The organism is Kribbella sp. CCNWLW201 (genome assembly GCF_037203805.1).
Classification (GTDB): domain Bacteria; phylum Actinomycetota; class Actinomycetes; order Propionibacteriales; family Kribbellaceae; genus Kribbella.
In genome coordinates this window covers 121253-144098 of record NZ_JBBCBQ010000006.1, presented here as the reverse complement: position 1 = coordinate 144098, position 22846 = coordinate 121253, and the positions used below count along the sequence as shown (strand labels likewise).

General features: G+C 68.7%; 19 protein-coding genes and 1 riboswitch. Of the genes, 10 read left to right on the top strand and 9 right to left on the bottom strand.

All coding sequences use genetic code 11. From position 1 onward, the window contains the following. The first annotated feature begins 124 nt into the window (after nucleotides 1–124). The gene (locus V9K99_RS24760; protein WP_337004287.1) at nucleotides 125–1021 is read left to right on the top strand and encodes a helix-turn-helix transcriptional regulator; all 897 of its coding nucleotides are present in this window, start codon (nucleotides 125–127) and stop codon (nucleotides 1019–1021) included. On the opposite strand, the gene V9K99_RS24755 is transcribed toward V9K99_RS24760, so the two are convergent. Next, nucleotides 960–1808, bottom strand: a complete 849-nt coding sequence (locus tag V9K99_RS24755) for an EamA family transporter (RefSeq protein ID WP_337004285.1) — start codon at nucleotides 1806–1808, stop codon at nucleotides 960–962. The genes V9K99_RS24760 and V9K99_RS24755 overlap by 62 nt on opposite strands. Before the next feature lie 286 nt (nucleotides 1809–2094). Here V9K99_RS24755 and V9K99_RS24750 point away from each other — a divergent pair, with 286 nt between their 5' ends. Continuing rightward, nucleotides 2095–2814 (top strand): hypothetical protein, encoded by a 720-nt coding sequence (locus V9K99_RS24750; protein WP_337004283.1) that lies wholly within the window; start codon nucleotides 2095–2097, stop codon nucleotides 2812–2814. Here V9K99_RS24750 and V9K99_RS24745 read toward each other — a convergent pair whose 3' ends face one another. The 3 genes from V9K99_RS24745 to V9K99_RS24735 form a co-directional block, all read right to left on the bottom strand. Beyond that, nucleotides 2815–3558, bottom strand: a complete 744-nt coding sequence (locus tag V9K99_RS24745) for an SDR family NAD(P)-dependent oxidoreductase (protein WP_337004281.1) — start codon at nucleotides 3556–3558, stop codon at nucleotides 2815–2817. 34 nt (nucleotides 3559–3592) lie between these two features. Further along, entirely contained in the window at nucleotides 3593–4660 is a 1068-nt protein-coding gene (rsgA, locus tag V9K99_RS24740) for a ribosome small subunit-dependent GTPase A (protein ID WP_337004279.1), read from the bottom strand. Nucleotides 4661–4808: 148 nt separating this feature from the next. Beyond that, nucleotides 4809–6038 carry a YihY/virulence factor BrkB family protein gene (locus tag V9K99_RS24735; RefSeq protein WP_337004277.1) on the bottom strand — a complete coding sequence of 410 codons (1230 nt, stop codon included), beginning with the start codon at nucleotides 6036–6038 and terminating at the stop codon, nucleotides 4809–4811. Nucleotides 6039–6056: 18 nt separating this feature from the next. Between V9K99_RS24735 and V9K99_RS24730 the strand changes: the two genes are divergently transcribed. The 3 genes from V9K99_RS24730 (at nucleotide 6057) to V9K99_RS24720 (ending at nucleotide 9775) form a co-directional block, all read left to right on the top strand. Beyond that, nucleotides 6057–7685 carry an acyl-CoA dehydrogenase family protein gene (locus V9K99_RS24730; RefSeq protein ID WP_337004276.1) on the top strand — a complete coding sequence of 543 codons (1629 nt, stop codon included), beginning with the start codon at nucleotides 6057–6059 and terminating at the stop codon, nucleotides 7683–7685. Then, nucleotides 7683–7764: riboswitch (ZMP/ZTP riboswitch) on the top strand. Its footprint overlaps the gene before it by 3 nt. 28 nt (nucleotides 7765–7792) lie before the next feature. Further along, complete coding sequence (locus V9K99_RS24725; protein ID WP_337004274.1) at nucleotides 7793–9241, top strand: glycine hydroxymethyltransferase; 1449 nt, start codon at nucleotides 7793–7795, stop codon at nucleotides 9239–9241. Between the two features lie 48 nt (nucleotides 9242–9289). After that, nucleotides 9290–9775: a GbsR/MarR family transcriptional regulator gene (locus V9K99_RS24720; protein WP_337004272.1), complete on the top strand. Its 486-nt coding sequence runs from the start codon at nucleotides 9290–9292 to the stop codon at nucleotides 9773–9775. 933 nt (nucleotides 9776–10708) lie between these two features. Here the strand turns inward: V9K99_RS24720 and V9K99_RS24715 are convergent. The 4 genes from V9K99_RS24715 to V9K99_RS24700 form a co-directional block, all read right to left on the bottom strand. After that, on the bottom strand, nucleotides 10709–11890 hold the full coding sequence (locus tag V9K99_RS24715) for an amidase (protein ID WP_337004912.1): 1182 nt from the start codon (nucleotides 11888–11890) through the stop codon (nucleotides 10709–10711). 192 nt (nucleotides 11891–12082) lie between these two features. Then, nucleotides 12083–13927 carry a glycoside hydrolase family 9 protein gene (locus tag V9K99_RS24710; RefSeq protein WP_337004270.1) on the bottom strand — a complete coding sequence of 615 codons (1845 nt, stop codon included), beginning with the start codon at nucleotides 13925–13927 and terminating at the stop codon, nucleotides 12083–12085. Nucleotides 13928–14013: 86 nt separating this feature from the next. Beyond that, nucleotides 14014–15210, bottom strand: a complete 1197-nt coding sequence (locus tag V9K99_RS24705) for an MFS transporter (RefSeq protein ID WP_337004268.1) — start codon at nucleotides 15208–15210, stop codon at nucleotides 14014–14016. Beyond that, nucleotides 15207–15776 carry an ArsR/SmtB family transcription factor gene (locus V9K99_RS24700; RefSeq protein WP_337004266.1) on the bottom strand — a complete coding sequence of 190 codons (570 nt, stop codon included), beginning with the start codon at nucleotides 15774–15776 and terminating at the stop codon, nucleotides 15207–15209. The genes V9K99_RS24705 and V9K99_RS24700 overlap by 4 nt, the downstream gene beginning before the upstream one ends. Before the next feature lie 408 nt (nucleotides 15777–16184). Here V9K99_RS24700 and V9K99_RS24695 point away from each other — a divergent pair, with 408 nt between their 5' ends. From V9K99_RS24695 to V9K99_RS24675, 5 genes are all read left to right on the top strand, one after another. After that, a complete protein-coding gene (locus V9K99_RS24695) occupies nucleotides 16185–17870 on the top strand; it encodes a nitrite/sulfite reductase (protein ID WP_337004264.1) in 1686 nt (561 codons plus the stop codon). Nucleotides 17871–18012: 142 nt separating this feature from the next. Further along, nucleotides 18013–18699 (top strand): phosphoadenylyl-sulfate reductase, encoded by a 687-nt coding sequence (locus V9K99_RS24690; RefSeq protein ID WP_337004260.1) that lies wholly within the window; start codon nucleotides 18013–18015, stop codon nucleotides 18697–18699. Next, nucleotides 18696–19628 carry a sulfate adenylyltransferase subunit CysD gene (gene cysD / locus V9K99_RS24685; protein WP_337004258.1) on the top strand — a complete coding sequence of 311 codons (933 nt, stop codon included), beginning with the start codon at nucleotides 18696–18698 and terminating at the stop codon, nucleotides 19626–19628. Before V9K99_RS24690 ends, cysD begins: the two co-directional genes overlap by 4 nt. After that, a complete protein-coding gene (locus V9K99_RS24680) occupies nucleotides 19628–20914 on the top strand; it encodes a sulfate adenylyltransferase subunit 1 (RefSeq protein WP_337004256.1) in 1287 nt (428 codons plus the stop codon). Before cysD ends, V9K99_RS24680 begins: the two co-directional genes overlap by 1 nt. After that, the gene (locus tag V9K99_RS24675) at nucleotides 20911–21705 is read left to right on the top strand and encodes a sirohydrochlorin chelatase (RefSeq protein ID WP_337004253.1); all 795 of its coding nucleotides are present in this window, start codon (nucleotides 20911–20913) and stop codon (nucleotides 21703–21705) included. Before V9K99_RS24680 ends, V9K99_RS24675 begins: the two co-directional genes overlap by 4 nt. Here the strand turns inward: V9K99_RS24675 and solA are convergent. Further along, entirely contained in the window at nucleotides 21702–22835 is a 1134-nt protein-coding gene (gene solA / locus V9K99_RS24670; RefSeq protein ID WP_337004252.1) for an N-methyl-L-tryptophan oxidase, read from the bottom strand. The two genes, V9K99_RS24675 and solA, sit on opposite strands and share 4 nt — an antisense overlap. Nucleotides 22836–22846 lie beyond the last annotated feature (11 nt).

Genomic DNA, 22846 nt, shown 5'->3' with positions numbered 1-22846 from the left:
ACCAGTCCGGGACCGTCGATTTCGGCCTGGAACAGACCCCGCTCAGGCAGGTACCGGGCAGGCTGGTACTGGCAGGGCCACCCAGCCGCGGGTCTGCGGCCCCAGACTCGATCACACTGGGGAGATGGAACGCAGTACCGAGATTGCCGACTTCCTGCGCTCTCGCCGCGCAGCCATCTCGCCTGACCGCGCCGGGCTACCGGAGGACGGGCGCCCTCGACGCGTGCCGGGCCTGCGGCGTGACGAGGTGGCCCGGCTGGCGGGAGTCAGCACCGAGTACTACACCCGTCTGGAGCAAGGCCGCGCCGGCAACCCGTCGCCCGAGGTGATCGAGGCCCTCGCTCGCGCCCTCCAGCTCGACACCGCCGAACGCGAGCACCTCACCGATCTGCTCGCCAGGCCAACGCCTGCACGTCGTACTCCGGCCAGTCCGCAGCGGGTCCGTCCAGGTCTCTACTTGATGTTGCAGACACTCGACCATGTCCCCGCGTTCATCCTCGGCCGCCGTACCGACGTGCTCGCGACCAACCGGCTTGCCCGTGAGGTGCTGACGGACTTCGAGGCCCTGCCTGCCACCCAGCGCAACCTCGCTCGGTACTACCTGCTCGATCCCTCTGCTCGCGAGCGCGTCGGTGACTGGGAGCGCATCGCCGCCGAGACAGTCGCCGTACTGCGACTCGAGGCCGGCCACTCGCCGCACGACCGCCAGCTCGCCGATCTGGTCGGCGAGCTCACCCTGCGATGCCCCGAGTTCACCGGCTGGTGGAACGACCACCGCGTCCTGCGCCGGACGCACGGTTCGAAGAGCTACCACCACCCCGTCGCCGGTGACCTCGAGTTCGCCTACGAGTCCTTCCAGGTGCCGGGCGACGCCGACCAGACCCTCTGCGTCTACAACGTCGAGCCCGGCTCCCCCACTGCCGAGGCCCTCCAACTCCTCACCAGCTGGACCGCGCCCGTTATTCCCGCATCGCCTGAAGTACCACCGCAGCCAGCAGTACGGCTGCACCCGCAAGGCTGAGTCCGGTGAGGTGCTCGTGGAACGCGAGTACGCCGATTGCCGCGGCCAGGAGGGGTTCGATAAGGGCGATGACGGCTGCGGTGGAAGCCCGGACCGCGCGCAGGCCGGTGTAGAAGAGCGCGTAGGCGAGGGCGGTCGGAACCAAGCCGAAGTACGCGAGGAGCGGCCAGCTGACCGGTGCCGGCGTGAGGCCTCCGATCATTGCCAAGGGCAACAGGATCACGGCACCCGCAGCGAAGCCCAGGAAGGCGCTGGTGATCGGATCTTGCTGATCACGGTTGAGCAGAGTCGTCAGGGCATACCCGGCGGCTGACAGAACCGAGAACGCTATGCCCGAGATCGATACATCGCCGGCACCGCCGCCCGAGACCAGAAGCGCCAGCCCCAGTACGGCGATGAGCAGGGTGCTCGTGATGCGCTCACGGGCACCCAAGGCAATGAAGAGGGGCCCTGCGCCGAGTGAGATGACTGTGGCGACGGCTACTCCGACTCGTGGGATCGCGGCGAAGTAGCCGAGTTGGCAGACGGCCAAACCGAGGCCGCTCAGGAGGTAGCGCATCGGCGCGGCGGCGAACTGCTGGATGATCGGACCGCGGCCAAGGACGCGGCAGGCGATCGCCAGCCAGACGGCGCCGCCGAGAAGGCGCCAGAACGAGACTGCGGTCGAGTTCAATCCGCTGAACTGAAAGAGGAGGGCGCCGGTGGGGCCGCCGGTTCCCCAGGCTATTCCGGCCAGGGCGACGTACAGGAGACCGCGCGCCGTCGAGGGCGCGAGACGGTGGTGCATCAGACACTCCAGGGTGTTCGCAAGATGAGTTGGAGGCGTCTGCGAACAGCCCGAAGAAGCCTGGGTCAGAGCCTGGGCGTGAGAAGGTCGGCCGTCCGCTAAGCGGCGGCCGGCGGGCAGATGATCCGATGCACGGCCGCGACCCTAGCAAGCCGACCGCCCCGCCGCCGACCGGTTTTCGGAGCAGGCGCGTGGCCGGTCTATGCCAACTGCTGACCGGGGCGGGTTGCGGCGGTACCGTCGATGGATGTGGTGGTTACTGGCTGCACTAGGGGGCGGAGGGGTAGTGCTCGCGGGTCGGTATGTGTGGGACCGACGAGCCGCGCGGCACGGTGATGCGGAGGAGTTGGAGCAGATCCGCAAACTCGCCGACGAGGATGTGACGCTGCTCGGGGAGGAACTCGGGCGGCTGGATACTCAGGTGACCGGGCAGACGCTCGGCGCCGACGCGCGGGCGGACTATCAGGTCGCGCTTGACGCCTACGAGTCAGCGCAGCGGACGGTGAAAGCCATCCGGAAGCCCGCGGACATCAGTGCGGTGACTGACACGCTGGCCACCGGGCGGTACGCGATCGTCTGCGTGCAGGCGCGGGTGCGGGGTGAGCCAGTGCCAGAGCGCCGAGTGCCGTGCTTCTTCAACCCGCAGCACGGTCCGTCGACCACGGATGTGGTCTGGACTCAGCCGAAGGTGGGAACCCGGACGGTCCCGGCCTGTGCGCAGGATGCGGCGCGGATCCGGGCCGGCGACGATCCTGAGGTCAGGCTCGTCCCGTTCCACGGTCGGCGAGTGCCGTACTGGGAGGCCGGCGCAGCGGTCACGCCGTACGGCCTGGGGTACTTCGCGGCGGGTGCGGGCGCGAGCTACATCGTAACCGCCAGCTTCCAGAGCCAGAGCGGCGTCCCTGGAGGCTGGGGCGACAGCGGCACCCACGGTGTCGGGTACGACGTCGGCGGTGTCGACGGTGGTTGGGGTGACGGCGGCGGAGGTGGCGACAGCGGCGGCTGATTACATCCGGAGGTGGGAGCCGCCGTTGAAGTCGAGGATGGTGCCGGTGGCGAACTCGGCCTCGGCTGAGGCGAGGTAGAGGATCGCGGCCGCAACCTCCGACGGGTCGGCGACGCGTTCCAACGGGCTCTCCAGCCGCCGCCGGTCGTAGCCGTCGCCGACGAGGTGGACCGATGCCATGTCGGTGGTGGTCCAACCGGGAGCGATGGCCGTCACCGCGATCCCCTCCGGCCCGAGGGCACGGGCAAGTGATTGTGTGAACGACACGATGCCGGCCTTCGAAGCGCCGTACGCGGGCTGGTTCGGCTCACCCCGGAATGCCCCACGCGACGACACGTTCACGATTCGCCCGCCGCGGCCCATGTGCCGGACCGCGCACCACGCGACGTTCGACGGGCCGACCAGGTTCACCGCGAGCGTGTCCGCCCACGCCTGCTGCCATTCGGCATACGTCGCCTCACGGATCCGATGCGGGTGGTACACACCGGCGTTGTTCACGAGTACGTCGATGCCGCCAAGAGCCGCCGCGGCATCGTCGACCATCGTCTGAATCGCCGCCGGATCGGCAAGATCGGCCTGCGCTAGCACGTGCCCCGAGCCGGGCAACTCCTTCAGCACCATCGCCGCGGCCTCGGCGGACGCACTGTAATGCACAGCCACCCGATCCCCCGCCGCCGCGAACGCACGCGCCGTCGCCGCGCCGATCCCCCGAGAAGCTCCCGTCACCAGCACAGCTCGATCCATACCCCGATCCTTTCATCCCGGAAGAAACCAGGGATTACTGGCGGGGTTTGATGTCCCGGCGGTAGGACTTGCTGGCGCGAGCCCACTCCTTCTTGGCTTCGGCGCGGAGGCGGGCGTCGGACCGGCGGGCCATGAAGGCTGCTTCGCGCTGAAGCTTCACCCAGCTGTCGTAGCGCCGGTACGGCAGGCTGCCATCCTCCAGCGCAGCTTGCACCGCGCAGCCGGGCTCTGTGACGTGTGCACAGTCCTTGAACTTGCACTGCTCAGCAAGAGCAGTGATGTCCGGGAACGCAGCCGCGAGCCCTTCGCCCGACTCCTGCAGCCCGATTCCCCGCAGCCCTGGGGTGTCGATGACGACCCCACCACTCGGCAGCACGATCAGCTCACGCCGCACGGACGTGTGCCGGCCCTTGCCGTCGTCACGGATCTCCTGCACGTCCAGCAGCTCCACACCGGCCAGTGCGTTCACCAGCGACGACTTGCCCGCACCGCTCGACCCGAGCAGCGCGACAGTCGAGTCCCCGGCCAGCAACGCCTGCACACTCTCGAGACCTTCACCAGTCGTCGCACTGCACACGAGTACGTCGGCACCCGGCGCCGCCTGCGCTACGTCCTCAGCAACGGACTCCGCATCGCCGACGAGGTCCGACTTGGTCAGTACGACGACCGGCCGGGCACCGCTCTCCCACGCCAACGCGAGGAAGCGTTCGATCCGGCCGATGTTCGGCTCCGGATGCAGCCCGACCACGATCGCGATCACATCGACGTTGGCGGCCAGCACCTGGCCCTTCGACGTACCGCTGACTTCGGCCCGCACGATCGCCGTACGGCGTGGGGCCAGGGATTCGAGCGTGATCCGGTCGTCCGGCCAGTAGCGCAGGACGGCCCAGTCCCCTGTACATGGGCCGGCATGGGCATCACTGGCCATTGCGGCGAGGAGTGCACCGGACCAGGTCGCGCGGACCGGACCGTCCTCGGTGAGAACCGTCGCCAGGCCCTTGTCGACCCGGGCGACCCGCCCCGGTACGAGCTCGTCCGGCACGGATGCGAAGAAGTCGGCCGTGGAGCTGTCGAGTCCCAGGGCCTGGAGTGTGGCTGACATGCGGCGAACCTTTCGGAGGGTCCGGCCGCGAGATCAGCTCAGCGGACGGACAGTGCGGGAAGCGTCGGCCCAACGGGCCTGAGCCAAGGTCATGGCGGGCGCCTCCCTTCGAAGTCCTGCGGTCCTGATCGAGAACCGGCTGATGTCGTCAGCGTAGGTCGTCGGATTCACTTTGCGCACCGGATTTTCCCACCGGCTCCGGCTTGCGCTCCGCCCTCGGCGCATCACCCGCGGGCCGCGGCGCAGCACCTTCGGACCTGGGCACCTCACCGTCGGGCCGAGGGGCCGCATCCGCGGCCGGCTTCGCGCCGTCGGCCGGCTTCGCGCCATCGGCCGGTACGACGGGCTCCGGCGGCTCGACCGGCGTCAGCGGGTGGTCGTGGTGGTGCGGCTCCGGCTCGGCCTTCATCACCGGCTCCACCTCGTCCTCCGCGTCCTTGCCAGCCTGCGCTTCCGCCGAGGCAGCCTCGGTCCGCGACTTGTGCGGCCACAGCCGGTCCACCACCGCGTTCAGCGCCGCACCGATGAGCACCGCGATCGCGGTCATGTAGAGCCACAGCAGTACGGCGATCGGCGCCGCCAGCGGACCGTAGATCGACGTACCGCCGACCGTGCTCTGCAGGATCCAGCGCAGGACGAAGCTGCCCAGGATCCAGATCGACAACGCCAGGAACGAGCCCGGCAGGTCGGACACCCATGGCGTCCGCACCGGCACCGACAAGTGGTAGAGGGTGTTCAAGAAGCCCGCCGACAGGATCGTGACGACAGGCCAGTACAGCTGGTTCAGGAAGTCCACCCGCTGCGGCAGCAAGGCGTCCACCGCGTCCGGTCCGGCCAGCACCAGCGGAAGCACGATCACGCCGATCACGAGGGCGGCGCAGTACAGGGAGAACGACAGCGCCCGGGTCCGCACGATGCCGCGCTTGCCGCCCATCCCGTACATGATCGTGATGGTGTCGACGAAGACGTTCAGCGCGCGGCTGCCGGACCACAGCGCCAGCACGAAACCGATCGAGATGACATCCGGCCGGCCGCCGCTGAGGACCTGGTCCAGGGTCGGCACGATGACACTCTGAACCGAGTCGACGGTCAGCGCCTGGGCTGCCAGGTCGGCGATCTGCTGCTTGATCTCGTCGATCGTCTCGACCTCGAAGTACCGGCTCGCGATGTACCCGAGGCTGCCGGCCAGACCGAAGATCAGCGGCGGCAGCGACAGGATGGCGAAGAACGCCCCCTCCGCCGCCAGTCCGGTGACTCGGTAGCGCAGGCAGACCCCGACGGTCTGGCTGAGCAGCTTCCAGGTCGTCGCGGGGATCTTGCGGACCCATGCCAATGAGAGGGAGCTCCCACCAGTGGGTCCTGCCCCAGAACGTGCCATACCGCTTACCGTACTGACATGGCGGACCCTTTCGCGGTAACGAACCAGGCTCCCCCACTGCGGGGGGTGAACTTCTTCACCCGGGACACGGCACTCGGTGACGCTCTGCGTCCGTACGCCGACCTCGCGGACGATCCCGGTCTGCACCGGATCGGTGCGCTGGCCGGGTCGGAGGAGGCCCTCACCCAGGCGCTCCCGGCGAACCAGAACCCACCCGTCCTGCGCACCCACGACCGCTACGGGCACCGCGTCGACGAGGTCGACTTCCACCCGTCATGGCACTGGCTGATGGAGCAGGCCGTCGGCTTCGGCCTCCAGGCGGCGCCGTGGACCAGCGACAGCCCGTCGCCGCACCTGACCCGCGCGGCCGGCTTCTACCTGTGGTCCCAGGTCGAGCCGGGTCACGGCTGCCCGATCTCGATGACGTACGCCGCCGTGCCCGCACTCAGGGCCGACGAGCGGCTCGCCAAGGAGTGGATCCCGCAACTCGCTTCCACCCGGTACGACGTCCGCCGGCTGCCCGCGGCCGAGAAGACCGGCGTACTCGCCGGGATGGGGATGACCGAGAAGCAGGGTGGGTCCGACGTACGGGCGAACCTGACTACCGCGACGCCGACCGGGAGCGACGGCGAATACCAGCTGAACGGGCACAAGTGGTTCTGCTCGGCGCCGCAGGTCGACGTGTTCCTGGTGCTGGCGCAGGCTCCGGAGGGGCTCAGCTGTTTCGTCGTACCGCGGGTTCTTGCCGATGGCAACCGGAACGCGTTTGCCCTGCAGCGGCTGAAGGACAAGCTCGGGAACCGGTCGAACGCGTCCAGCGAGGTCGAGTTCCACGGCACCGTCGGGTATCGCCTCGGCGACGAGGGCGCCGGTGTCCGCACCATCATCGAGATGGTCGCCGCCACCCGACTCGACTGCGTTCTCGGCTCGGCCGCCCTGCAGCGCCGGGCGCTGGTCGAGGCCATCTGGCACACGTCGCACCGCAGTGCTTTCGGTGGGCTGCTGCGGGACAAGCCGGCGATGCAGAACGTCCTCGCCGACCTGGCGTTGGAGAGCGAGGCGGCGACCGCGCTCGGGATGCGACTGGCTGCCGCCGTCGACGCGTCAATACAAGGTGACGACCAGGCTGCGGCATTCCGGCGGATCGGGCTGCCTTTGGCGAAGTTCTGGGTGTGCAAGCGGACGCCGTTCATGGTGGCCGAGGCGCTCGAGTGCCTGGGTGGAAACGGGTTCGTCGAGGAATCCGGCATGCCTTTGCTGTTCCGGGAGTCGCCGTTGAACTCGATCTGGGAAGGATCCGGCAACGTCAACGCACTTGACGTACTGCGGGCGCTGCGGCGGCCGGAGTCGCTGGAGGCGTGGCTGCTGGAGGTTGGTGCGGCACGCGGGGCCGACGAACGCCTCGACTCGGCGGTGAACGACGTACTGCAAGCGCTTGCTGACCTGGAAGGCGCGGAGTCGGGAGCTCGGCGGCTGGCGGCCCGGATGGCCCTGTGCCTGCAGGCGTCGCTGCTCGTCCGCTACTCCACGCCGGACGTCGCGGACGCGTTCGTGGCGTCCCGGCTGGCGAATGATTGGGGCGGTGTCTTCGGCACACTCCCGAGGACCACACCGTTCCCGGCGATCGTCGACCGCACGATAGGGTGAGCGAGTCGCGACTGGCGCGCTGAGGTGGAGAACCACCGGGGAGCGAAGAACGTCGGCACCGTGCGCCTGGGTGCCTTCGACCCACTGCAACCGCAGGAGAGACAACGATGACTCAACCCTTCGATGCCGCCGCCGCATCGGCCGCGTACCGCAACGCGCTCGAGGTGATCGGCGCGGTGGAACCCACCATCGCCGGCGCGATCAAGGCCGAACTGGCCGACCAGCGTTCCTCGCTCAAGCTGATCGCGAGCGAGAACTACGCCTCCCCCGCCACCTTGCTGACGATGGGCAACTGGCTGTCCGACAAGTACGCCGAAGGCACCATCGGGCACCGCTTCTACGCCGGCTGCCAGAACGTCGACACCGTCGAGCAGACCGCGGCCGACCACGCCAAGGCCCTGTTCGACGCACCGCACGCCTACGTCCAGCCGCACTCCGGCATCGACGCGAACCTGGTCGCGTTCTGGGCGATCCTGGCCCAGCGGATCGAGTCGCCGGCGCTGGCCGAGGCCGGTGCGAAGCACGTCAACGACCTGACCGACGAGGACTGGACGAAGCTCCGCAAGGCGCTCGGCGACCAGAAGATGCTGGGCATGTCGCTGGACGCCGGCGGTCACCTGACCCACGGGTTCCGGCCGAACATCTCCGGCAAGATGTTCAACCAGCACTCCTACGGCACCGACCCGGAGACCGGACTGCTCGACTACGACAAGGTCGCCGCGACCGCCCGCGAGTTCAAGCCGCTGATCCTGATCGCCGGCTACTCGGCGTACCCGCGCAAGATCGACTTCGCGAAGATGCGGGAGATCGCGGACGAGGTCGGCGCCACCCTGATGGTCGACATGGCCCACTTCGCCGGCCTGGTCGCGGGCAAGGTCTTCACCGGGAACTTCGACCCGGTGCCGCACGCGCACGTCACCACGACCACCACGCACAAGTCGCTCCGCGGTCCGCGCGGCGGCATGGTGCTGTGCCAGCCCGAGTACGCCGATGCGGTCGACCGTGGTTGCCCGATGGTGCTCGGCGGTCCGCTCAGCCAGACGATGGCGGCGAAGGCGGTCGCACTGGCCGAGGCGCGGCAGCCTTCGTTCCAGGACTACGCGCAGGCGGTCGCGGACAACGCGGTCACGCTGGCCGAGGGCCTGATGAAGCGTGGCGTCAAACTGGTGACCGACGGTACTGAGAACCACCTGGTGCTGCTCGATGTGTCGTCGTACGGGATCACCGGGCGGCAGGCCGAATCGGCGTTGCTCGACGCGGGCATCGTGACGAACCGGAACGCAGTGCCGCGCGACCCGAACGGCGCGTGGTACACGTCGGGTGTCCGGATCGGCACGCCGGCGCTGACCACGCGTGGCTTCGGAGCCGACGAGTTCGACCGGGTCGCCGAGCTGATCGTCGACGTCCTGTCCTCGACCACGCCGACCACGACGTCGGCCGGTGCGCCGTCGAAGGCGAAGTACGTGCTCGCCGACGGCGTCGCGGACAAGACCAAGGCCGCCTCGGCCGAGATGCTCGACAAGCACCCGCTGTACCCGGGTCTCGAGCTCAGCTGACGGGCTCGAACTATCAGAAAGTTGTGATAGTTGCGGTAGGGTGCGGCCATGCCGCACCCTGACCCGACTCCGGAAGAGATCAGTCAGTTCGTCGAGCGCTTCGCCGGCGTGCTGGCGAACAGCGGCGTACCGACCATGTCCGCCCGGGTGATCGGGCGGATGCTGGTCAGCCCGACCGGCACTTTGACGTCCGCCGAGCTGGCCGAGTCCTTGCAGATCAGCCAGCCGGCGGTGTCCGGCGCCGTACGCCAGCTGCTACAGGTCGGCTTCATCACGCGGGAGCGGATCCCGGGTTCGCGCAAGGACCACTACCGGATCCGGGACGACGTGTTCGCCGCCCTGCTCGAGCGCCGCAACAGCGCCCTCGCCGAGTGGGAGTCCACCAGCCGCTCCGGCGTCGACCTCTTCGGCGCCGACACCACCGTCGGCCGCCGCCTCACCGAAGCCGCCGACTTCTTCGCCTTCATCCACAAGGACCTCGAACACCTGATCAAAAGCTGGGGCGCCGAGCACCCCTCGACTGCTCAGCAATGAACCGACGTGAGGCGGAGGCGCTGAGCGGACCGGAGTGGCTCACCAGCGCTGCCCGGATCGAGTGGGAAACCCGCATCATGCGGCGGCGGGTGCCGATCTACAAGGCGACGATCAAGGCCTTGCAGTTGCTCAACAAGCTGAGCCGCGGGCCGGATCGGCCGTCGATGAAGGTCACGTACTGGGAGCGGATGGCTCCCGGCGGCGGCACGTTCATGATGCCGAAGCTCGAGACGATGACCGGCCGGACGGACGACCCGGTGACGTCTGCGCACGAACTGCGGGCCCGGACGTCGTTCGCGTCACGGCTGGCGCGGGTGATCTCGGCCGACGAGTGGCCGCAGATCATCGAGGAGTACGAGCGTCGCCGTGGCGGCGAGGAACCCCGGTTCCACTACGTCAGCCACCGCCCGCTCAACCGGGCCTCACATGAGCTGATGGGCAAGTCGTGGGCCAGTGGCGAACTCCCCACCGCGGAGTACCGGCGGTGGAAGGAGGAGGTGAAACTCGAGGACCTCCCCGGCCTGTACAGCGAGTTCTACACGCACGGAGGTTCCCGCACCATTCCCGGCGGCGAGACCAACCCTGCCTACCGTCTCGCCCGCCTCCTCCATGACGTCAGCTGGCGTGACAAGGCGTCCCTGTCGAACGAGCTCCGCGTTCTCCGCACGGCTCGTGTCCTCCGGGCTCAGCAAGTCGTCAAGTTCCTCAAGGCAGAGGCGTCGTACGTCGTGCGGCGCAAGCCTGAACGTCGGGGGTTCGCACCGAAGCGGCCGGATGTCTACACGCCGGAAGTCGTTGCCGCCGTCTACGACTTCACCAATCCGCCGGAGCTTCGCAGTCCGGCCGCCCGCGGCGAGACCACGCCGAACATGACCCGCGCCTCCGCCATCGACGTTGCCAGCACTGTTATCCGTGGCCTCCCGCCGCCGACGGTCAGGCGTGAATCGGAGGCGGAGGGAGCTCGGCCTGGAGACGGTTCGCTACCGCAAGCGCAAGGTCGTCAGACCCGTGCGGGGCAACCACCTGGGCACCGACCGGGAGTCCGTCCACCAAACCCACCGGGACGCTCACCGCGGGATGGCCAGTCACGTTGAACCCCCAGCACGGATCGCCGGTGACGATGCTCGACTCGTGCTGGTCGTAGCCGTGGGCAACAGTCAGGGTCGTCGGCGTGATGAGAACGTCGACGAGCTCGAACAGGTCGGCGAGCGCGGTGTTGTTGTGGTCGCGGATCTCACGGGCCCGGTTGGCCGCAGCCGCCTCGGCACCACGGCCCGCGTCCAGTCCCGACAGCGTCTGCCACGCCTCGTCGGGTGCGATCAGCTCGAGCGGCGCGTCGACCACCGTGACGTCACAGTCGGTCAACCGCTTGCGAATCAGCACATCGACCGCCGGGTCAGCCTCGGGCCGGCCGAGCGTCGACCGATACGCCACCCGCCACGGCCGGTCGGCGGCGATATCCGGCACCGGCCAACGAGGCAACGCAGTCGGGTCCAGCCGGTGCGGACCGCTGGCGATACTCGTCGCGAGTACGACGTCGTCGAGGACGGCGCCGATCAGTCCGGCCGTCGTCAGCCCACCCAACGTCCGCCCGACCGCGCGCGGAATGCGGCCGTAGGTGCCCTTGAAACCGACCACGCCACAGAATGACGCCGGGATGCGCAGCGAACCTCCGCTGTCGCCACCCGTCGCCAGGGGTACGACGCCGGCCGCGACAGCCGCGGCACCACCAGCCGTCGACCCACCCGGCGACCGCGACAGATCCCACGGGCTCCGCGTGTACTCACGCCCGTTCCACCCGAACGTCTGCGACACCGCCCCCGGCCGGGCGCGGGTCGACGTACCGATCGGAATCGCTCCCGCCGCGACCAGCCGACCGATGATCGGCGAGTCCGCCGGCGTCCGCGCCTTCACCAGAAACGGAACCCCGGCCAACGGCCCAGTCGCCTCCAACCGCCGCGCAGCCGCACGAGCTCCAGCCGGATCCAACTCGTCGACGAAGTGCAGAACCGGATCGAGCCGCGCAGCCGCGTCGAGCGCCTCCTCGACGACCTCGACCGCAGTCCTCTCACCACTCCGCACCTGCGCAGCGATCGCCGCCGCCGTGGTTCTCATCACGCGGCGGGAGTCTAGCGCCGCATGAAGGAACCCTGGGGTCGCAGCTCCCTCACTGACCTGGCCCGGAGCATGCCGTTCGGTGAGGTGCAAATCGACAGGACATATACGCCCACTTCCGACCACTCCCCGCCTGAGCCCACCAGGCATCCGACTCGATCGCCGGACACCTCCTGTCGAACTGCACCAATCTCAGCGGGTCAAGGCGTAGACGGCGATGGCGGCGAAGTCGTCGGCTGGTTCGGAGGCTTGCCAGGAGCGGACGTCGTCGACGTAGCGGGAGCCGTGGCCGGTGAACTCGTCGTACCGGTCGACGCCGTCTGCTGGGCACGGGTTCATGCCGTCGAGGTGGCCGCCGAGACCGTCCGCGAACAGGTCCTCCGAGTTCGGGCCGTTCACGACCGCTCCGGTCAGCTCACGGCCGAGGATGTTGGCGATCTGGTGGTGTGGGCACCGCTCGGCGTTCTGCCCGACGCCGACCATGAACGACACGCCCCACGGGTTCGCGCCGAACGTCCAGTCCAGTTGCTGAGCGCCGAAGTCGTCGTACCGCCGGTCTCCTGTCGCCTTCCGGTAGAGGTGAGCGGTCGCGGCCAGTCCGAAGGCATGCGGTACGGCGTCGAAGTTGTCGTACTGTGCTCCGGCCCGGAACGGATCCGCCGACGCCCGGTCGACACCGATCTGCAGTTGCGCCCGCAGATCACTCGTCAGGTTGCCGACCAAGTGGCGATCCGCGTGAGCAGCCCGGATCAGGTCCGCATGAGCCAGCGCGCTCACGTCGTACAGGTTGAGCGTATCGCCGCCGGCCTCATGCTCGAGGTACTCCGAAGCCCAGTGGCCGGCCTGCTTCAGCCAGGTGTGTGCGCGAGGGTCGCGCAGGCGTTGCGCGGCGAGAGCCAGCTCGGTTGCACCCAGTTCGAGGTCGTCGCGCCAGGCCGATTCCGGGTAGAAAGCGAACGGCAGTGAGGTCACCAACTGCCCGACCCCGGTCGTCTGAGCCTGGCCGAAGATCTGTGCGGCGGTCTCGAGGTGCCGGCGTGCCTTCACCGGATTCGTCCGAGCCTCGACCTGGGCGGCGAGCGCGAACGCCGCCGCCGTACGACCGGCCAGGTTCGGGCTGAGCGGCTGACCAGGCGCCGCGGCCCGGAACACCGGCCGGTTGCGCAGGAACCGCTCGGACGGATCGGTCAGCTGATCGTCCACCTCGGGCAGCCGCCAGATGTCGTGGTCGCCGACGAACGTCTGCTCGGCGTTGCCGGTCCCGATCCCGACCTGGATGTAGAGCGTCTTGGTCCGCTCGTCCCACATCTTGTCCAGCCAATCGAGCCCGTGTCGTGCCTCGTCCAGCAGTTGCCGGTCCGGCACCCGCGCGTCTCGAGCCGATGCCCATAGCAACGACTCCGAGTACGCCGCGATGTGGGTGAACTTCAGGTAGTCGCCCGCGTCGTACCAACCGCCCTCGACATCCACCGGACCACCGATCCGGCGCAACTCTCCCACGGTCTGATCCGTGTCCGGCCCGGCGAAGACCGGCCAGTCGTAGACATCCGCGGCCCGATCGGTCAGGTGCGATGGACGCCGCTCCAGCGATCCGGGCACGACGTTCGCCCCGTCGCGCTGCTCGGTGAAAAACGTGACCGCCTTGTCCTTCGCCCCTGACAGCAACCGCTCCCCGACGGCCTTGATCTCGAACGCCGGCGACGACCCGACCCCAGGCACCTCGACCCGATAGCTCCCAGGCCGCCTCAATGCCGACAGATCGAGCTCATACACATGCTGGTACTTCGCGTTCCACTCCCCCGCGTCCCGCCCGACCTTCCCGGTCAGCACCCGGTGGCCGTGACGATCCAACACCGTGAACGCGGCACCCGCGGCCGCGCCTTGAGTCATCAGGTACGCCGCCTTGCCGTCCAAAGCGCCGTACCCGAGCTGGTTCACCCGCACCACACCGCTTGGTGCCGCGCTGACCGTGCTCGCCGGAGCCAGCACCAGTCCCGCGGCCAGGACGATCGAGACGACGCGACGCAACGACCTCACGATTGACTCCCTCCGACCAATCGTTAGGAAGGTTTCCTAATGATTGGAACGCAAGGTAGCGCACCGGACACGGCGGAGTACAGACCTCAGTCGCTGACGCGGATGACGGACCAGATCATCAGCGCGGCGAACGCCGTACCCATCACCGCGCAGGCGAGCGGGATGCTGGTCAGGCTGATGAAGGCACCGAAGGCGGTCATGGCGACCGGCATGGCGGCCTCGTCGGAGAGGTTGACGATGCTGTAACTGCGACCCAGGTACGACGGGTCGACGGACTGCTGGAAGGCGGCGGACAACTGTGCCGACGCGATCCCGGCGGTCGCACCGATCATCGCCATCGCCACGAACATGCCCAGTTGCGGCATCAGCCCGATCAGCACACAACCGGCCGCCTGGACGATCAGAGCAAGCAGGCCGGTGCGAGCCAGGTTGGCGGGCTTCCACCGCATCGCCACCAGAGCGCCGGCCGCCGCGAACAGTCCTGAGCAGGCCTCGAACCAGCCGAGCGCGCTCGGCCCCCAACCGGCGGCATGGGTGCGCTGGACCAAGCCGACCGCGAGCACCGGACCCACGCACAGATTCAGCCCCGAGAAGGCGATCACCAACGTGCGCGCCCGCGTGTCCCGGCGCAGATAGGCGAAGCCCGCCCGGAGATCAGCGCGGATCGATCCCGCCGTAGACACCGGCTGCGGCAGCCGTGGCTTCACCAAGAACGCGAGCGCCAGCGCGATCACGGCATACGAGACCGCGTCGACGATCATGACCGTGGCCAGACCACCTGATGCCACCAGCAGACCACCCAACGGCGCTCCGACGAACACGGCCAGCCGATGCGCGAGTTGACCTCCGGCCGACAGCTTCACCAGATCCTCGGACCGAACCATCCGCCGCGGCAGCGTCCCGGCGGCCGGCGTGTAGAGCGCATCCACCGCTCCGAACACCACCGCGACCGTGAGCAACAACGCGAGCGACAGACCCCAAGCGAGCAGGACAACCGCAGCTACGGCCAGTACGACGATGCGGCCGAGATTCGCCAGGATCATCGTGCGCCGACCGTCGAAACGGTCCGCGAGCGCGCCTCCGTACAACAAGACCAGTGCCTTCGGCAGGGCGCCGATGCCCATCACCAGGCCGGCTCCGGCCGGAGTCGTCACCTGGGCCGCGCTCCAGGCCAGGCCGACGTACCAGGCCATGTCGCCGGCCTGCGAGACAGCGCCCGACATGACCCACCCATGCACCCGGTAGTCCCGCCGCAACGGCGGGAACACATCGGCCGTGGTCATGGCCGAGCAGGCACCGCGTGCGCGAAGAAGAAGACCTTGTGCGCGTCCTCATCCTCAGACGGCTCGTCGGCGTACTCGAGGAGCAGCGCCTCGATCCGCTCACTCAGCTCGTCGAGCCGGGACGGCGTCAATGTGAGCCATCTCTCGGTCGCGTACGCCGCCCGGACCCAGGGCTCCTCGAATTCGTACCTCATCTCGAACCACTGCCGGACTTTGCCGACGTGATGGGCCAGGTTCGCGTCCTCGGCGGTGGCCGCGACCAGCTCGGCCGCCGGATCACCCTTGGCGTCCGCGATGGACCACGAGTACGACGACGCGTCGGCGACCCGCCACCACCGTTCGCGCCGGTTCTTGGCCAGCTCGGGCGCCTCCTCGATCACCCCGGCCGCGCTCAGAACCTTGAGGTGATGGCTGATGTTGCCGACCAGTTCGCCGGTGGCCTTGGCCAGCCGGGACGCGGTCGCGGGGCCGTCGATGTGGATCAGATCGAGCATCCGGCGGCGGAGCGGATGGTGGATCGCGGCCAGCACGGAGGGCTCGGCGCGACGGCGGTTGGCGGGTGTCATGACAGCACGATAGAACCCACAAGAGTTCTTGCACAAGAGTTCTTGTGAAGTGAATCAAGGCCCTGAAACAATCTCGACCAGGCTGGTGGACATAGCCGCATCGTGAGACCTGGTCTCACGATGCAGGATTGGGAGTTGATTTGTCAGGCGTTGGCGCTGACGCTTATCAGCATGCTCGCTGCTCGCTCCACTCATCTCGTAGGTCGGATTCATGTCGACCTCGGGCGGATGCGCAGCGCCATCTGTTGTCCTTCGATGTTCTGACAGCGACCCTGCCCGGGCCAATGACGGCCCCTGATCACCCCCGATCACCGCTGGGTGCGCACCGCGCGGAACGCATCGAACCGACGACGCTTCGAGCCCTCCGCACGCGGACGCACCTGTCACGAGGACAAGGACACGTTCCCGATGACTGGCGTCACCTCTGTTCCCCGCAAGCCGGCCCGCCCGCGTAAGGGCAAGGGCGAAGGCCAGTGGGCGCTCGGCTACCGCGAGCCGCTGAACAAGAACGAGGAGAACAAGAAGAACGACGACGGCCTCAACGTCCGGGCCCGGATCGAGAACATCTACGCGCACCGGGGCTTCGACTCGATCGACCCGGCCGACCTGCGCGGCCGGTTCCGCTGGTGGGGTCTGTACACCCAGCGCAAGCCCGGGATCGACGGCGGCAAGACCGCGACGCTGGAGCCGGAGGAGCTGGACGACAAGTACTTCATGCTCCGGGTCCGGATCGAGGGCGGCCAGCTCAGCACCGAGCAGCTGCGGGTGATCGCCGAGGTGTCCAGTACCTACGCGCGCGACACCGCCGACATCACCGACCGGCAGAACATCCAGCTGCACTGGATCCGGGTCGAGGACGTCCCCGCGATCTGGCAGAAGCTGGAGGCCGTCGGCCTCTACACGACCGAGGCGTGCGGTGACGTGCCCCGCGTGGTGATCTCCAGCCCGGTCGCCGGGATCGCGGCCGACGAGATCATCGACCCGACACCGGCCATCGACGAGATCGTCGAGAAGTACATCGGCAGCACCGAGTTCTCCAACCTGCCGCGGAAGTTCAAGACCGCGATGACCGGTCACCCGTCGCACGACGTCGTACCGGAAGTGAACGACATCGCCTTCGTCGGCGTGGTGCACCCCGAGCACGGCCCGGGTTTCGACCTGTGGGTCGGTGGCGGACTGTCGACGAACCCGATGCTCGCGCAGCGGCTCGGCGCCTGGATCCCGCTCGAGGAAGTGCACGAAGCCTGGTGGGGGGTCACCAGCATCTTCCGCGACTACGGCTACCGCCGGCTGCGGACCCGGGCCCGGATCAAGTTCCTGGTCGCCGACTGGGGTGTGGAGAAGTTCCGTGAGGTGCTCGAGGAGAAGTACCTCAAGCGGAAGCTGATCGACGGCCCGGCGCCCGAGGTTCCCGCCGTACAAGGTGACCACGTCGGCATCCACAAGCAGAAGGACGGCAAGTACTACGTCGGCGTCGCGCCGGTCGTCGGCCGCGTCTCCGGTACGACGCTAGCGAAGGTCGCCGACGTGGTCGCGGCGCACGGGTCGGACCGGATCCGGACCACCGCCCAGCAGAAGCTGCTCGTGCTCGACGTCGAGGAGTCGCAGCTCGACTCGCTGGTCGCCGAGCTGGACGCGCTCGGGTTCAAGGCGAAGCCGTCAGCCTGGCGGCGGAACACGATGGCCTGCACCGGGATCGAGTTCTGCAAGCTGGCGATCGTCGAGACCAAGGCCCGGGCGGCGCAGTTGATCGATGAACTCGAGGAGCGGATCCCCGACCTCGACGTACCGATCACCGTGAACGTGAACGGCTGCCCGAACTCCTGCGCCCGGATCCAGGTCGCCGACATCGGCCTGAAGGGCCAGCTGGTCCTGGATGCCGACGGCAAGCAGGTGCCGGGCTACCAGGTCCACCTCGGCGGCGGTCTCGGCCTGGACGCCGGCTTCGGCCGGAAACTGCGCGGCCACAAGGTCACCTCGGACGGCCTGACCGACTACGTGGAACGCGTCACCCAGAACTACCTGAAGGAGCGCAACGAGGGCGAGCGCTTCGCCCAGTGGGTCACCCGAGCGGACGAGGAGGCATTGCAGTGAGCGAGCGAGCGGCACCGATGTATTGCCCCTATTGCGGCGACGAGGACCTCCGGCCTTCGGAGGAAGGCCATGGCGCGTGGGAGTGCCGGCCGTGTGCACGGGTGTTCCAGCTGAAGATGATCGGACTGCGGGTGACGGTGGAATGAGTACAGATCTGAAGACGCTCGCCGAAGAGGCGAACGAACGACTAGCCGACGCCTCGGCGCAGGAAGTGCTGGCGTGGGCGCGGGAGACCTTCGGTGACGAACTGGTGGTGACCGCCTCGATGGCAGACGGGGCTCTCCCCCACCTCGCGGCCGAGGCGGCCCCTGGTGTCGATGTCCTGTTCCTCGACACGGGCTACCACTTCGCCGAGACGATCGGCACCCGCGACGCGGTGGCGGCGACGCTGCCGATCAACCTGATCAACGGCACGCCCCTGCAGACCGTCGAGGAACAGGACGCCGAGTACGGCGCGAAGCTCCACGACCGCGACCCCAACAAGTGCTGCGCGCTCCGCAAGGTCGAGCCGCTCAACCGGTACCTGTCCGGTTACAAGGCCTGGGTGACCGGCGTACGGCGGGAAGAGGCTCCGACCCGGGCCAACACCCCGGTCGTCGAGTACGACGCCAAGCGCGACATGGTGAAGCTCAACCCGCTCGCTCCGTGGACCCAGGAGGACCTGGACGGCTACATCGCGGACAACGGCGTACTGGTGAACCTGCTCCAGTACGACGGCTACCCGTCCATCGGCTGCGAGCCGTGCACCCAGCGCGTCGCGCCCGGCGAGGACCCGCGCAGCGGCCGCTGGGCCGGCACCGGCAAAACCGAATGCGGGCTGCACGTATGACCGCCACACTTGACGCCCCGGAGGCGACCCTGAGCACCACCGTCACGGAACTCGATGCCCTGGAGAGCGAATCCATCTTCGTGTTCCGTGAGGTGGCGGCGGAGTTCGAGCGGCCGGTGATCCTGTTCTCCGGCGGCAAGGACTCCATCGTCATGCTGCACCTGGCCCGGAAGGCGTTCGCGCCGGCCGGGGTCCCGTTCTCGCTGCTCCACGTGGACACCGGGCACAACTTCCAGGAGGTGCTGGACTACCGCGACGCGACCGTGAACGCGCTCGGCCTGCGGCTCGAGGTCGCCAGCGTCGAGGAGTACATCGCCGACGGCCGGCTGCGCGAGCGCTCAGACGGCACCCGGAACCCGCTGCAGACCGTCCCGCTGCTCGACGCGATCAACGGGCACCGCTTCGACGCGGTGTTCGGCGGCGGCCGCCGGGACGAGGAGCGGGCCCGGGCGAAGGAGCGGATCTTCAGCCTGCGCGACGAGTTCGGCCAGTGGGACCCGCGCAACCAGCGGCCCGAGCTGTGGTCGCTGTACAACGGCAAGCACCGCCCGGGTGAGCACGTCCGGGTGTTCCCGCTGTCCAACTGGACCGAGCTCGACGTCTGGAACTACATCGACCGCGAGGGCATCGAGCTGCCGAGCATCTACTACGCCCACGAGCGGGACGTGTTCGAGCGCGACGGCATGTTGCTTGCCGTCGGCCCCTACTCGCAGCCGCGCGACGGCGAGACCGTCTCCACGCGGGTGGTGCGATACCGGACCGTCGGCGACATGTCTTGCACCGGCGCCGTTGCCAGTACGGCGTCATCGCCGGCCGAGGTGGTCGTCGAGGTCGCGGCCAGCGAACTCACCGAGCGCGGCGCCACCCGCGCCGACGACCGGGTCAGCGAAGCAGCGATGGAAGACCGCAAGCGAGAGGGGTACTTCTGATGAGCTCACTCCTCCGGCTTGCCACCGCGGGATCCGTCGACGACGGGAAGTCCACGCTGGTCGGGCGGCTGCTGCACGACTGCAAGGCGATCCTGGCCGACCAGATCGCGCACGTGCAGACGGTCTCCGAGGCCCGCGGCGGCGACTTCGACTTCGCGCTGCTCACCGACGGTCTGCGGGCCGAGCGTGAGCAGGGCATCACGATCGACGTCGCCTACCGGTACTTCGCGACCGACAAGCGCTCGTTCATCCTGGCCGACTGCCCCGGGCACGTTCAGTACACCCGCAACACCGTGACCGGCGCGTCCACCGCGGACGTGGTGATCATCCTGGTCGACGCCCGCCACGGCGTCCTCGAGCAGACCCGGCGCCACCTGGCCGTCGCCGGTCTGCTCCGGGTGCCACACGTCGTACTCGCGGTGAACAAGATCGACCTCGTCGGGTACGACGAAGCCGTCTTCACCGGGATCGCCAAGGACGTCTCGGAGCTCGCCGACCAGCTCGGGATCGCCGATGTGCACGCCATCCCGGTGTCCGCACTGGTCGGGGACAACGTGGTCGAGCGCTCGGCCGAGACCCCTTGGTACGACGGGCCGACACTGCTGCAGTACCTGGAGAACGCGAACGGGCGCACCGACACTTCCCGCGAGGCGCTGCGATTCCCGGTGCAGTACGTGATCCGGCCGCAGACCGACGACGAGTACCGCGACTACCGCGGCTACACCGGCACCGTTGCCTCCGGCACCGTCTCTGTCGGTGACCAGGTGGTCGTGCTGCCGGCCGGCCGCCGTACGTCGGTCGCCGGGATCGACAAGGCAGTCGTCACCGCCACCTCGACCGCGGTCGCCGAGCGGCCGTCCGCGGTCGCCGGCGAGGCCGTCACCGTCCGGCTGGCCGACAACATCGATGTCGCCCGCGGCTCGGTGATCGTCGCGGCCGACTCCTCCCCCGGCACCCGCCGGGAGCTCGCCGCCACCGTGTGCTGGCTGTCGGACCGCCCGCTGGCCGTGGGCGCCCGGCTGCTGATCAAGCACACGACCACAACCGCCCAGGCCATCGTGACCAAGATCAACGGCGCGCTGGACCTGGACACGCTCGGAGTCATCGACGCCACCGGGCTCGAGCTGAACGACATCGGCAAGGTGCAGCTCAAGGTCGCCGCACCGCTGGCCGCCGATCCGTACTCCAGCAACGCCATCACCGGATCGTTCCTGCTGATCGACGCCCACGACGGGTGGACGCTGGCAGCCGGCATGATCGACGACGAAGAAGGGGAACTGCTGTGACTGCTCCAGCGCTCGTGATCCTCGCCCACGGCAGCCGCGATCCGCGTTCGGCCGCCACCGTCCACGCCCTCGTCAAGTGCCTGCGCGACATGCGTGACGACCTGCGGATCGAAGCCTCCTTCCTCGACCACTGCCCGCCCACGCCGTACCAGGTGATCGGCAAGCTCGCCGCCGAGGGTGTGGAGGAAGTCGTCATCCTGCCGCTGCTGCTGTCGTCGGCGTACCACGCCCGGATCGACGTACCGGCCGTCGTCGACGAGGCCCGCAGCCGCTTCCCGTCGCTGCGGATCATCGCCTCGGACGTGCTCGGGTACGACGAGTCGCTGCTCGACGTACTGGATCGCCGGATGCGCGCCGAGCTCAAGGACGGCCGGGTGCGGGAGCTGGACGCGCTGGTGCTCGCGTGCGCCGGTTCGAGCGACTCGCAAGCGAACGCCAGCGTGACCCGGCTCGCGCGGCTGTGGGGGCAGCGGCACAAGCTGCCGGTGACCGCTGCCTTCACCTGCGCCGCGTCGCCGTCGCCGGCTGAGGCCGTACTGAAGTGGCGGCTGGAGGGTCGGCGGCACGTGGCCGTCGGCTCGCTGTTCCTCGCGCCGGGCGTGCTCCCGGACCGCGCGGAGTCGACGGCACGCCGCGCTGGTGCCGTGGCCGTGTCGCGGCCGCTGGGCGTGAGCGCCGAGGTGGCACGGCTGGTGCTGCTGCGGTACGGCGTTGCCGGTCTCGACCTGCTCACTCTGGCGCCGGCCCCGCGGCCGACCGTCGTACGCCCGGAGCTCGTCCGGACGGCCTAGTAGCGCATGGGGTTGACGAAGGAGACGTCGGTGTACGGCGTCTCCTTCGTCGTGATCTGGGCCAGAAGTTCGCCGACTCCCGCGCAGTGCTTGAAGCCGTGGCCGCTGTCGCCGCCGGCGATCACGAGCCGCTCGTCGCGGCGCCCGACCAGGAACTGACCGTCGGGCGAGTCCGTCACCATGCACGGGATTACCTTCACCGGCTCAGGATCGAGGTCCGGGAAGTGTGTGGCGATCGCGGCCGACAACTCCGCGATGTCCTTCCGCGGATGGATGTAGCGGTCGAGCTCGTCCGGGTCGACGTCGCGATCCCGCTCAGCACCGTCGAGGCCGACCTTCACCCCGAAGTCCTCGTCCGAGCCGTGCCCCCACAGCCCGCGGCCGTCCGGGAACTCCCAGATGAACGACGGGAAGTTCGTCAGCTGGAACGCGTCCGACGCGGGGTCCTTGGGCTGGAACCAGAACAGGGGCGTACGGCGCGGTGACAACGGCAGACCGGGAACGAGCTTCCCCAGCCAGGCACCTGTGGACACGACGACCTGATCCGCACTGATGTCGATGGTTGGCGTCCGGACTGTCACCTGGTCGGGCTTGAGGTCGATCGCGGTCACCATCGTGTGCGGGAAGACCGTGGCACCGAGCTTCTGAGCTTCCGCGACGTGCGCACGAACGGTCGGCTCGGCGTAGCAGATGCCCGCACCCGGATCCCACACCGCGACATCGTCCGCGGCCAGGTCGTACTGCTGGAACCTCCTAGCCAGCTCATCGTGACTCAGGTCGGTCGTCTGCGCGCCTGCCTCAGCAGCCGCGCGCCGTGCGCCGCTGACGGGGCGGCTCTCCGGTGCGCCGACATTGAGCGAGCCCGTCTGGCGGACGTACACCTCGCCGGTCCGCTCCCCCAGCTCAGTCCACAGCTCGAGCGACCTGCGGGCGATCGGCGTCAGGCCGGGATGCTCCATGCACGCGACCCGGAACAACCGCGTGCTGCCGTGCGACGACCCGAACGGATGCCCGATCGCCTGCCGCTCGATCCCGACCACCTTCACACCACGCTGCGCCAGCCGCCACAACGCAGCCGACCCGAACGCCCCCAGCCCGACCACCACGACATCCGCCCGCAGAGTCTCCACTCCGTCACCTT